The sequence below is a fragment of the Treponema bryantii genome (assembly GCF_900111035.1).
Lineage (GTDB): Bacteria > Spirochaetota > Spirochaetia > Treponematales > Treponemataceae > Treponema_D > Treponema_D bryantii_C.
This window is the reverse complement of record NZ_FOFU01000005.1, coordinates 120,206-133,329: the sequence shown is the minus strand read 5'-3', so window position 1 is coordinate 133,329 and position 13,124 is coordinate 120,206. Positions and strand designations below refer to the sequence as shown.

8 protein-coding genes are annotated in these 13,124 nt (G+C 38.3%); 4 read left to right on the top strand and 4 right to left on the bottom strand.

The annotated features are described in order from the left end of the window. Nucleotides 1-221 precede the first annotated feature (221 nt). On the top strand, nucleotides 222-761 hold the full coding sequence (locus BMY21_RS10470) for a hypothetical protein (protein WP_074643875.1): 540 nt from the start codon (nucleotides 222-224) through the stop codon (nucleotides 759-761). Continuing rightward, nucleotides 761-1,564: a helix-turn-helix transcriptional regulator gene (locus BMY21_RS10465; protein WP_074643873.1), complete on the top strand. Its 804-nt coding sequence runs from the start codon at nucleotides 761-763 to the stop codon at nucleotides 1,562-1,564. Before BMY21_RS10470 ends, BMY21_RS10465 begins: the two co-directional genes overlap by 1 nt. Here the strand turns inward: BMY21_RS10465 and pyrF are convergent. Next, nucleotides 1,554-2,492, bottom strand: coding sequence for an orotidine-5'-phosphate decarboxylase (pyrF, locus tag BMY21_RS10460; protein WP_074643871.1), 939 nt, complete (start codon nucleotides 2,490-2,492; stop codon nucleotides 1,554-1,556). The genes BMY21_RS10465 and pyrF overlap by 11 nt on opposite strands. 100 nt (nucleotides 2,493-2,592) lie before the next feature. Here pyrF and BMY21_RS10455 point away from each other — a divergent pair, with 100 nt between their 5' ends. Both BMY21_RS10455 and BMY21_RS10450 read left to right on the top strand, forming a co-directional pair. After that, nucleotides 2,593-3,735 carry a DUF4932 domain-containing protein gene (locus BMY21_RS10455; RefSeq protein ID WP_074643868.1) on the top strand — a complete coding sequence of 381 codons (1,143 nt, stop codon included), beginning with the start codon at nucleotides 2,593-2,595 and terminating at the stop codon, nucleotides 3,733-3,735. 17 nt (nucleotides 3,736-3,752) lie between these two features. Next, a complete protein-coding gene (locus tag BMY21_RS10450; protein ID WP_074643865.1) occupies nucleotides 3,753-5,393 on the top strand; it encodes a S41 family peptidase in 1,641 nt (546 codons plus the stop codon). 47 nt (nucleotides 5,394-5,440) lie between these two features. Here BMY21_RS10450 and ppdK read toward each other — a convergent pair whose 3' ends face one another. From ppdK to BMY21_RS10435, 3 genes are all read right to left on the bottom strand, one after another. Next, nucleotides 5,441-8,131, bottom strand: a complete 2,691-nt coding sequence (gene ppdK / locus BMY21_RS10445; protein WP_074643863.1) for a pyruvate, phosphate dikinase — start codon at nucleotides 8,129-8,131, stop codon at nucleotides 5,441-5,443. Nucleotides 8,132-8,293: 162 nt separating this feature from the next. Beyond that, nucleotides 8,294-9,496 (bottom strand): BMP family ABC transporter substrate-binding protein, encoded by a 1,203-nt coding sequence (locus BMY21_RS10440; RefSeq protein WP_074643860.1) that lies wholly within the window; start codon nucleotides 9,494-9,496, stop codon nucleotides 8,294-8,296. Nucleotide 9,497: 1 nt separating this feature from the next. After that, nucleotides 9,498-13,040 carry an HD domain-containing phosphohydrolase gene (locus BMY21_RS10435; protein ID WP_074643858.1) on the bottom strand — a complete coding sequence of 1,181 codons (3,543 nt, stop codon included), beginning with the start codon at nucleotides 13,038-13,040 and terminating at the stop codon, nucleotides 9,498-9,500. Nucleotides 13,041-13,124 lie beyond the last annotated feature (84 nt).

Below are 13,124 nucleotides of genomic sequence, written 5' to 3'. Positions count from 1 at the left end.
TTATTTTTTTAATCATGAAATAATTATTTTTTCAATTCTAAGAACCTTCAAAATCAATCTTTTATGACACATGTCATCACATTTTCTATTATTACATGACAAATGTCATTGACTATCTTTTATTGATTACAAATGTCATAAAAAATATTTAAAATTTCTCTTTAAAAATGACAAATGTCATAGTATAATTAATGAAAACTAAAAAAGTTAGGAGCAGAAAAATGACAAACTTGGCAATCAAATGTGAGGAACTTGAAGTTCCAGAATGGGATTATTTTGTATCTGAGATTCAGAAAATTTATCGTCTTTCTGATGAAGAAACAGTTAAGTTTTCTAATAACACTACAGCAAAAATTATTGCTGCAATTCCATTTGTAGCTGGCTGTTATCGTCCTGAGGTTACAGCTATTGCCCACCTTTCTTTGTACATGAATGAATTAAAAGGGTTCCAAAAATATTGTGCTTGTACAATGCTTGACGACAATGATTTATTTGAACGACTGGAACCAATTTCTCACTTTAGGGGTGGTGATCAAAAAATTATTCAATGTGGTATGAATACACTTGCATACATTATGGTCGAAGGTTACCATCTATCTGCAAAAACAGATTTGGAAGAAGGAATTTATAATCCTTTCAACACTGGAAATTGGAACTATAAAAGCCTAAAAAAAATGCTTACACAAAAAGTATTTGTAGACTTCAATCCTTTCATTCCCTTTACTGATGGTGGTCTTATTGCCAATTACGGTTGGGGTTAATGAAACAAAGATCCGTTTATTCAAAAGAAGTTCTTTTAGTTGTACGGTATATTTCATTAGCTACATTAATTCTTTTGTCGTATACAACAATAAAGAAGCTTTATATTTGTATAAATAGTAATTTTTATGCCTCATTTGATTTTCAAGAAAAAATCACTGAAATTTTTGGATTTATTAATAATATTATTGTAATAATTTTTGCAGGTATTTTAATAAAACATCCTCAGCGATTTTTCTTAATAGGCATTGGAAGTTTATCATATTCAATTCCTTTATCTATAATAAATTCAGAACCATATATGAGTTTATTAATGCTTTTTGTAGCTTTTTCTACAGGCTTTTTACGTCTTAATACAAATAAACAAAAATTGCAGTATGTTGTTTTATTTATATTAATATATATTTTTGAGTTCTTCTTTCCTCTAACCCAAGGATTTGATTGTTTCCGTGAATATGCTCTGGTTAAAATTGCTATTACACTTCTTCTTTTTATTATAATTTTCTTTTTCTTTGAATTTGCAAAACAACAAGGAGTTAAGGAAGGTGTAAAAGATAAAGTATTAAACTTGGCAAAATATAAAGGACTTGATCGTAGCGATATGTATCTTTTACAACAAATTTTAGACAACAAAAAATATAAGGAAATTGCTCAGAAACTTCATGGCAGTGAGGGCGCCCTCCGCAATAAGCTTAGTAAAATCTACAAGATTCTTGAAGTCGGCGATCGCACTGGATTTCTGTCTATTTATTCCGGCTACGAATTAATTTATGAGCCGGAATTGATAGACACCCCTACAAACTAGCCTTAGCCCCAAGCAAATCATTCTTGCTGAAAAGACTTGCACGTGCGGCAGCCGCGGCGATGTCTTCCAGTTTTAGAGTTCCGCTGTCGCGTGCGCCAGCAAGCTCGGAGTCTTTTTTCCAGGCACAGAGGATTCCGCGGCTTGAATTAACAGCACCGCCGGCATTGTCCAGAAGTGTAGCTGCGATTCTTGCAGCACCGCCCTGTGCACCGTAACCAGGAATTAAAAAGAAAGTTTCTTTATATTTATCGCGAAGCCAGCGGGCATCTGCTTCCTGAGTAGCACCTACAACAGCTCCAAAAATTCCACAGGTCTGATTATTATAATCTGCACATGAATAACGCCATTCTTCGCCGATACGTGCAATTTCATCACCTACACGCTCAAGTAAAAGTCCACCCTCTTCAAGTTTCTGATGTTCAATATCTGTCATTCCAGGGTTACTTGTACAAAGCAGGACAAAAGCTCCCTTACCCCCCTGTTCTGGCAGACTATATTTTGTAAATGGCTGAAGAGTATCAAATCCCATATAAGGATTTATTGTAATGATATCTGTTTCAAAATCACCGGTAAAATGAGCACGAGCATAAGCATCTGAAGTTGCTCCTATATCGCCGCGCTTAATGTCAGAGATTGCGATAAGTCCGCTTTTACGAACATATTTCAAGGTTTCTGAATAAACCTTCATACCCTCAAGTCCCATTGCCTCATAATAAGCAATCTGAACCTTAAAACAGCAGGCAGATTTATCAGCAACTATGCGGTCAATAATAGCCTTGTTGTAGGCAAGAACTGCTGCAGGGGCACTCTCATACTGAGCACGAATATTTTCTGGAATATAAGAAGGATCTGTATCCAGACCAACACAAAGCGGTCCATTTTTCAAAGAAAGCTCCTGAAGGAGCTGCATGTTATGTTTGTTACTCATGAGAAAAATATATCATAATTTTTTGTTTCTGACGACCAATAAATTTGGTAATTTTGCGACTACTATAGTAGAATTAAAGAAAAAAATAGGAGAATAAATTATGAAAAATTTATTACATGCAGCCTTTACCAGCCTTGCTGTACTTGCTGTAGTTACTGCACTTACCTTGTTTACATCCTGTTCGAAAAAAACTGAACTATCTCCTGTAAACATTAATCCTGTCGTATATCAAAATGATAACGTTACAATCAAAGTAGATCCCAAACTGGAACTGCTTATGATAGCCCTTCGACTTGCAGAAATTGAACCTTTTTCATTCAACTATTACGGTCAGGACTATTCTCAATTTGTAGATGGTGTAGATAAATTATTTGCAAAACAAAAAGATCATCCTTTAGTAAAAGACATAAAAAACAGAAACAAGAATTATAAAAACAGCATTCGTGATATTTTAGCAATTTCGCAGTATATATCTGATAACATGACGCAAATGACAATCAAGCAGAAAGAAATGCCAAAAGAACTAAAAACATTTTGGAAAGGCGTTAATCTTAAAACTTTTATAGCCCAGTTCAATGATTTTGCTAATGTTTCAAACTTTGCCAGAATCTGGATTTTATATGAGCCACACATTAAACGACAGGCCATTGCCGAACAGGAATTTATGACTTATAACAAATCAATTACAGACTGGATTTCTGAATACTTCTTTGCTCCAGATTCTAAACCTGAATACGAAATATTCAGTACAACTCTAACTGCTTCGTATAATTTTTCTTTAGCCCCAGCAAGTAAAGATGGTAAAACAAAAATTAAAGAAATCCGCGGCGCATATTGGACAAAAGAATTAGAATGGAATAATTTCCAGATTGTTTTGCATATTAGTGGAGGTTATATTTATTCCTTACTCGAAAAACACTGGGATATTCTTTCAGAAGATATTATCAGAATCACCAAAAGGATTTATGAAGACAATCAGATTACAGAAAAAGTAACAGACTATATTTCTTTAAGTACTGCCGTAAATCTTTTATCAATAGTATTTTCTTTAGATTATGATATAGCAAAAAATAACGAAGAAATAAGTACCGCATTTAGAAATGGTATAACTACAAATTTCTTTTTTACAGATGTTGATAAACTTCTTTCAATTTCAGAAGCTTACAAATCAAACCGAGAAGTTTATCCTGATTTCGAAACTTTTGTTGTCGAATATCTTCCAGGAGCACTCAAAGAACTGTAATAAAAGGAAATAGCAACATGAAAAAACGACACTTATTCTGGATTATTCCCTGCGGAATTATTCTACTCGCTTTTCTGGTAGCTTTAATTGGACATATTGCAAGCCCAGTACCATCAAAAAAGTATGTAGCAAAATATAAAGAACGAAAAACTATAACAGAAAAAGAGTTTGAAGAAGACCTTGAATATCTAAAGTATTATTTCACCTACTCTTACTGCGGTTATGCAGAACTAGTAGAAGCAGGTTTTGATATTGATGCTTTAATTGCTGATATTAAAAAAGACTGCGATAAAAATAAGCACGGTTCTACCTATGATGCAAGTGATGTCCGCGCAAATATTGCAAAACGCGTTCTGCAGCATCACTGTATTGATGATAATCATTTTGCTGTATGCGGCGAATCAAAGCTTCCAAACTCGCTGTATTTTACAGATATTTACGTTAAGCCGCTTGAGACCGGAGATGAGAAAAAATATATTGTTGTCAAAAATGAGCGTGACCCGTTCCCGGAAAAGGTTCTGAAAAGAATGAATAAATATGTTCCAGCTGATATTCAACCCGGGCAGTTCTACACAGGACCTGAATCTATGCTCTATGAATGGTTTGATGGAAAAGAAAAGATTTATAGAGTTGGTACTCTCTCTCGTCAGAATGTAAAAAACATTCAAATTATGATAGACGGAAAACGTGTCACTGCTCCTGTAGTTTCAAATAACAGCCTGGAGCGAGCAGGTAAAATGCAGGGTATGAGAGAAACAAAAGATACTCTGTATATTTCTCTTGTAGACTTTATGTTCGGGCAAAGTTCAAAAGTAATAAATGAAGAAGAATTTGATATTCTCTGTAAAAATGCACGCATAAAAAGTCGTGGTAAAAAGCAGATTATAATTGACCTGCGAAGTAATCCTGGTGGATACAGTTACAGAGCAGCTATGCTTTATTCATATCTGTTTTATAATCAGCAGGACGAGATTCCTCATAATTTGATTGAATACATTTGCCAGATTACAGATGATGGTGAATATATCTCAATGTGTCCAACTTATGGAAAAAAATTTCTTTATTGGAAAATAAAGGATTTTCCAAACAAAATAAAGGCTCTTAAATTTCATAAAAAAGCAAAGCAAGCTAAAACTTATTTCGAACGTTATAATGAAAAAACTGAAAAAAGATTCAACCGGCAGTTTTTCAAAGCTTCTATTAAAGAATTATTTATTCCATACAGCAAACCAATAAAACTTTATATGCCTGATCCAAAACTTTCAGAATTACCTGCTCCAGATTTCTCTGGTGATATTTATGTTCTGACTGATAAATATTCAGCATCATGCTCTGAATATTCAATTGCTACATTACGCAATCTTGCAGCAAATTCAAAAGTTACAATTCATCATATTGGAGAAAATACGAGAGGTGCAGTATTTTTTATTGATGTAAACTCTTTTATTATGCCAAATTCAGGCGCATGGATATCTCTTCCAACAGGCCGCGTTTATTCCGATGCCTTTGACCATCCAACCTTCCACGGCGAGGGCTACGGCTGGTTCCCGGAATACTGGGTAACTCATTACAATCTGCTGAATACACTTTGTAATCTGATTGATGACCCGGAACTTGAAACCGCACTCCAGGGTCTGGAAAAGTGGCAATTACAATAAAAAAAGGCTGCTCTTACGAGCAGCCTTTTTTAGTTTTGTATCAAAACTTATTTCTTAGCCTTGATAACAGCCTGTGCACCAGCAAGACGAGCGAGTGGTACGCGGAATGGTGAACAAGATACATAGTTCAAACCAAGCTTGTAGCAGAGTGCGATAGAAGCTGGGTCTCCACCATGCTCACCACAGATACCAAGGTGGAGGTTCTTCTTAACTGAACGTCCCTTAGCTTCTGCGATTTCCATAAGAGCACCTGGACCATCTGGATCAAGTGTAGCAAATGGATCGTCTTCGAGGATTCTCTGATCGAGGTAAGATTCGATGAACTTACCATAGTCATCACGGCTGAAACCGAATGTTGTCTGAGAAAGGTCGTTTGTACCGAATGAGAAGAAGTCAGCGAACTGAGCAACCTTGTCAGCGATAAGAGCAGTTCTTGGGAACTCAACCATAGAACCGATAGCAAACTTGAGGTTTGTACCACATTCTTTGTTTACGTTAGCAATTACAGCTTCTGCCTGACCGCGGATCTGTTCAACTTCACGGTAAGAAACAACGTTAGGAATCATGATCTGTACTTCGTGAGCAACGCCTTCTTTGTCGAGCTTAGCTGTAGCGCGAGCGATTGCTTCAACCTGCATTTCATAGATTTCTGGATATGTAATAGCAAGACGACATCCGCGGTGTCCGAGCATTGGGTTGTGTTCGTCGAGAGCAGCAACTTTTGCAGCAAGAACAGCTGGCTTAATGTCGAGTTTTTCAGCGAGAGCCTTGAGCTGATCCTTAGATTCAGCCTGGATGAACTCGTTGAGAGGTGGGTCAAGGAGACGAATAGTTACTGGGTAACCCTTCATAGCCTTGATGATTTCGTAGAAGTCTTTCTGCTGATATGGAAGGATCTTAGCAAGGTTAGCCTTGCGAGCTTCTGTATCTTCAGAAACGATCATCTTCTGGAATGCAGTAAGTTTTGGTTCGTCAAAGAACATGTGTTCTGTACGGCAGAGACCAATACCCTTTGCACCGAAGCGGAATGCATCTTCAGCATTCTTTGGTGTATCACCGTTAGCGAATACATCGAATCCCTTAACCTTCTGTCCAGAAGCAGTTGTGCGTGAAGACTTAGCGCGAACTTCGTCTGCCCAACCAAGGAATGTTTCGAGGTCGCCAGAGATAGTAGCAGGTTTTACAGCAACCTGTCCTTCATATACTTTACCTGTAGCACCGTCGATTGTGAGGAAGTCACCCTTCTTGTATGACTTGCCCTTTACAACGATTGTATTTGCATCTTTGAATGTAACGTCTGCACAACCACAAACACAAGGAGTTCCCATACCACGAGCAACTACGGCAGCGTGTGATGTACGTCCACCAGTTGATGTAAGGATACCCTGTGCAACAGCCATACCGGCGATATCATCAGGAGATGTTTCTTTACGTACGAGAAGTACTTTCTTTCCTTCTTTTGCCCAAGCTTCTGCTTCGTCAGCTGTGAATACAATCTGACCACATCCAGCTCCAGGTGATGCGTTAAGACCAGCAGCGATTTCTGTAGCCTTCTTTACAGCTTCCTTGTCCAACTGTGGGAGGAGGAGCTGGTTGAGCTGTTCTGGTTCTACGCGGAGAAGAGCCTGCTCTTTTGTGATGAGCTTTTCAGCTACCATGTCTACAGCCATCTTTACAGCAGCTGCACCAGTTCTCTTACCATTGCGGCACTGGAGCATATAGAGTTTACCTTCTTCAACTGTGAACTCCATATCCTGCATATCGTGATAGTGCTTTTCGAGACGAGCACGGATCTTGCAGAGCTGGTCATAAACTTTTGGATTTTCTTTTTCGAGCTGTGAAAGCTTCTGTGGAGTACGGATACCTGCAACAACGTCTTCACCCTGAGCGTTCATAAGGTATTCACCCATGAATACGTTCTCACCAGTTGAAGGGTCGCGAGAGAAACATACACCAGTTCCAGAAGTGTTACCCTTGTTACCGAATACCATTGCCATTACAGAAACGGCTGTACCCTTAAGAGCACCTTCCTTAATGTTGTTGAGCTTGCGGTACTTAATAGCACGTGGGTTCATCCAAGAACCGAATACAGCTCCGATAGCTCCCCACATCTGTACTTTAGCATCCTGAGGGAAGTCTTCTCCCTTTTCCTTTTTGTACATTTTCTTGTACTTTTCAACGATCAATTTGAGTTCATCAACGTTCAACTCTGGGTCATCTTTAATACCACGGATAGCTTTTACTTCGTCAATGATAGCTTCGAATTTATCATGATCTACGCCCATAGCAACGTCACCGTACATCTGAATAAAGCGGCGGTAAGCGTCCCAAGCGAATCTTTCGTTTCCTGTTTTTGCAGCAAGACCAAGAACAGCCTTGTCGTTAAGACCGAGGTTAAGGATTGTATCCATCATACCTGGCATAGAAATAGCAGCACCTGAACGTACTGATACGAGAAGAGGATCCTTCTCATCACCAAGCTTTTTGCCCATAGCAGCTTCAAGCTTTGCAAGATAAACATCAACTTCTTTTGCCAATCCAGCTGGGTACTTGCGACCGAGCTTGTAGAATTCCTGACAAACATCTGTTGTGATTGTGAATCCAGGTGGAACTGGAAGACTTAAAGGTTTCTTTGCCATCTGAGCAAGGTTTGCACCTTTACCACCGAGTTCAGCGCGCATTGACTCATCGCCGTCAGCGTCGCCGTTACCAAAAAAGTAAACATACTTTGTTGCCATTGATTTTACTCCATATCAATAAAAAGATTTTCAATGTTAATGTAAACATTTTATAGATAAAAATGATTACAGTCAATGATGTAGACTACTATGTCAAGAGGTTTAACAAAAAAAATCCGAACCGAGTTCAGTATGACAATGGTTTCAATACGATGCATCGAATCACTCAACCACCGTAATAACATCTTTCAAAATATAGTTGAATGCTGGAGCAGACTGACATGCATTTTCTATGTAAGGATTATTAAGATTATAAGTATCTGATTCATCAAAAGGATTTACTCCGACATAATCTCCCTGGAAAACTAAAATTCCTTTTGTCTTAAATTGTTTGATTTTTGCATCGATTTCTTCTTTAGTTCCGTCTGCTGCAATCAGCTTGTTCAAGCCAATCATTTCGCACCAGCCGTTTTCAAATCCTGCTGCAGCATCATTTCCAAAGACATCAGCCTTTACCATCGATTCAATTTTCTTTCCTTTAATTACAGCTTCTGTTGCAGAAATAAAATAAGGAGTCCAGTTAATTCTTGTAGAAATAAGAGAAGTAGTTGGGGCAACATCTGTCATTGTCTGATTATATCCTACATGATAAACAAGTTTTCCATCACGGGTACTTGCCGTCTCACAAGCTATAGCCGATCCTGTAGTATCAGAATGCTGAGCAATAATTACACAGCCTTCATTTATCAGTCTTTCAGCTAACTTCCGTTCGGTAGTTGTATTTCCCCAGGTATTTGTATAACTCACAGACATTACAGCTTCCTTCACAACGCTGCGAACACCAAGGAAAAATGCCGTATAACCAGAAATTACTTCGGCAAAAGGAAAGGCTGCAACATAACCGATTTTCGCCTGATCAGGAGTGATTCTTCCCTGCTCAATCAAGTTCTTTAATTTCATTCCTGTCACAATTCCAGAGATATATCGCCCCTGATAAATTGTTCCCATAAAGTTATGATAATTCTGAAGCACAGGTTCTTCATTTGCATTTGAGCAGGTTGCCTGGCAAAACTGTACCTTTGGGAATTCTCCGGCAAGTTTTTTCATTACATCGCCATAACCATAACTTGTTCCAAAAATTAAATCACAACCATTTGAAATAAGATCGCGGATAGCCGGCTCACAATTTTCTTCTGGAATATTATATTTTGAAATTGTTGTAATGTTTTGCGGGAACGTTTCTTCGAGCTCAAGCTGAGAACGCACAAAATTATTTGTGTAAGGAGTACTACTGTCTCCAATATAAACAAAACCGACCTTTATATTTTTCTGTGTGTAATCTGTGTACAGAAAACGCATTCCCATTCTAAGAATGCATACAGTAATAACAGCAGTAATTGCAGTAATCAGATATTTCTTTTTCATACTAATCCTCCGCCTCGACACTCAACTGATTGATTCCAGAAACATCTATACGACCTGCAGCAATCAGTTCAAGAAGAATATCTACAAGATGAGGATCAAACTGTGTTCCTTTTCCATTTTTTAATTCTTCAATAACAAGGTCCATTGGCATTGCATTTCTGTAAACACGATGCGAAGTCATTGCATCAAAAGCATCTGCAAGTCCAATAATACGGGCAGTAAGAGGAATCTCTTCTCCCTTCAGGCCACTGTTATAACCGGTTCCATCATATCGTTCATGATGATATTTAGCTCCGTCGGCCACATTTTTGATATGAGTAAAATCCTTAAGAATTTCACCGCCAATATCAACATGAGTTTTCATTGTGTCGTACTCATCTGCCGTTAGTTTTGCAGGCTTATTCAGAATAGAATCCGGTACACCAATTTTTCCGATATCATGAAGCAAACCTATCTGACGGATATTTTCAAGTTCCTCTCCATCAAAACCAAGTTCAGCTGCAATAAGCATTGAATAAACTGCAACTCTAAGAGAATGTCGGCCAGTTCTCTTATCGCGGGCTTCTACAGCATTCGCAATAGAAAGAATTGTTTCATTACTCATGCGGATCTGTTCACGTACATGAGCAAGTTCTTTTTCCTGCTTTTCATAACGAAGATTCTGAATAGTTGCCGTTACGTACCAGGTTAACCAGGCAATTGCCATTATCAGAACAAAGAATGCATAAAACTTAAACCACCAGTTATCATAAATATGGAAAGGTTTTTCAATTTCATAAACAATCTCCTCTACAACATTAAGGCCCTTACTGTCGAGAAGAGAAATATGGAAGTTATATTTACCTGCCGAAATGTTTGAATAAATCACACTTGCAAGTTCATTCTGCGTCATCACATTTGGCAGCTCATCTATTCCTTCCATGTAGAGGCTGATGTACGGATTATTTATAGAATAATTCAGGATTTCTGGAATTACTTCTATGCTGTCACTGTCACCAGGAATTACAAACGGAATATCCTTCTGCACCATATAGCGTTTTCCATTTACGAGAACTGATTTGAGCTGCATTCTGTAAGAGCGATCATTTTTGTCGTAGGCATCCAGATTCAGACAGCTAGCACCTGTATCACACGAAAGATAAAGATTTCCTTCGTCATCTATATAATTCCATGAGTTTGCAGTAAGTGAGCCTATAAGTCCACGCTTTAAATCCAGAAGGATATAATCAACCTTGTTTCCAGAAAGCAGAGCCTCTCTTGTTACAACAAAGATTCCTGCACTTCCGAGCACAAAAATATTTCCGTCGTCGCGGACTATCATGTCGTAGTTATTTGAATATGGGAAATTTGAAAGAACTCTGATATTAAAATCCTTATCAATATAACAAAGTCCATTACTTGTGATTGCATAAAAGGCACCGGTCTGCACTGTACCTTCATGATCATTTACGGTTCGCAGTATTACATTAGAACTAAGGCCGTCCTGACGGCGCAGCAGTTTTTCAATTTTCTGATTTTTAATAATTGCAATTCCGCCGCCATCGGTGCCGGCTATGAGAGTTCCGTCTGGGAGCTCTGAGAGTGAGAGGACTACCTGGTTTTCAAAGCCGTCTGCTTTTGTGAGACGTTTTGTTACTGTGCCGTCTTTTAAGAAAGTAATTCCTTTTTTACCGGCGGCGGCTATTGTACCGTCGGAGAGTTCCAGGAGAACTCGGAACTGCTGCGCTGTATAGGTTTCATAAGCTTCGATTCTGCCGTTCTTATCTAAACAGTAAAGTCCTTTAGTGTAAGTACAAACCCACATGCGTTCCTTACTGTCCTGCATAAGACAACGTATGCGCAGTCCTTCCATCATTTTTGTAAGCTGATTTTCACACGGCTTTCCTTCTTCTGCATCAATCATAGAAAGCCCATCATCTGTTCCAAAATAAATCTTACCATTAAACTTTGTAACTGAATTGACTACTGCCTCATCAAAACCTGCTGAAAGATAGATTTCTGCAAAGGCTGTTTCACACATTTTAAGAAGTCCAAGACGCGAAGAAGAAAACCACAGGTTGCCTTGATAATCTTCAATCATATTATCAATTGAATTATTGAAGATTCCGGTTTCTACCATATGAAAACTGTTATCTTTTTTGTAATCAATATAACCTACACCAGCATCTGAACACAGGAACAGAACATTCTCTTTAAAGACCAGAGAATTGATATGATTCATTGAACCACAGTTAATGCGTTCAAGCAGTTTTAGACTGTCCTTATGAACAGCACCGGTTATAGACTCTTCAAGCTCAAACACAAAAAGCTGATTTCCTTCTGTGGCTGTATAAAGTCTGCCGTCCTCCGCAAAAGCCGCCGAAATAAATTTCTCATTAACCGCAGCGGTCGTCATCACCTTCATATCCTGAAGTACGAAAAGCTTACCGCCAGCAGTGACTGCCGCTACATGCCCGCGCCCGTCCGCAGTAACACGAAGAGCCGAGTGGACCTCAGGTACAATTGACTTAATACGAATACCGTCATTTATCTCTACAACCGCAAGCTCTGCCGAAGTTCCGACATAATACATTCCATCCGCAGCTGATGTAATGCAGCGAACAGAATCTGCAGGAAGCCCATTTTTTTCAGTAAGCACGTTTGTAATTTCTTCATTGATGATAATTGAAAGTCCGTTATCATTTGTACCGACAAACATTCTTCCCTCATCATCAACAAAAAGACAGCGGACTGTTTTTATTGAATCATACTCATTCATAAGACGGAACTCTTTTCCGTTATGACGGTAAAGTCCGGCATAAGTTCCTATCCACAAAATTCCATCTGAAGTACTGGCAATATCATTTGCTTCTCCACCAGGAAGTCCGTTTGTATTGTTGTAAACCGTCCGAATATATGAATCAAACTTTTTCGAAGAAGCATAAGAACGGGACGGTACAAACACTCCCAATAAAAACACAAATAACAGAGCGACCATAGGCTTTGCAGGTTTATCCAGTTTTACTTTTAAATATCTGTAGATTTTTATTCCAAAATAAAGCGCGCCAAGAGTGATAACCTTATCAACAAAATCAACATAAAATTCACCCAGTACAATCTGAATTGGCCGTGCAACGCCCCAATGCTGAAGCATGGCAATTATTCCATCGCCCCAGTAATTACCTGTCATTCCATCATAAAAAATTACATTCAAAATACAGGAAATAACAACGCAGACTCCGGTTACCATTACGCTGAGTGACATTGTTCTAAAAAGATTTTTCATCCAGCCATACTTAGCAAAATAACCTACAACAAGAGCGATACAAATACTGGTAATAGAATAAGCATAGGAAACAGGATTTATAAAACCATAAAGAATATTTCCTGCGGCTCCTACAATTGCTCCACAGAACGGACCGAGTACATAAGCCATAAGAAAGGTACCAAAGGCATCGAGCCATAACGGGAGCTGAAATTTTTCAGCAATCACCTTTCCGATAAAATTTAACAGTATGCAAAAGATTGTTAGTATGATTATCTGAGAATTTCTATACTTTTTCATTCACGGTCCCTAAATTTTGATTATATAACAGTTTTTTTGAATTCTCAAAATATTTCCCTATGTTTTTCACTTGCATTACGTGTA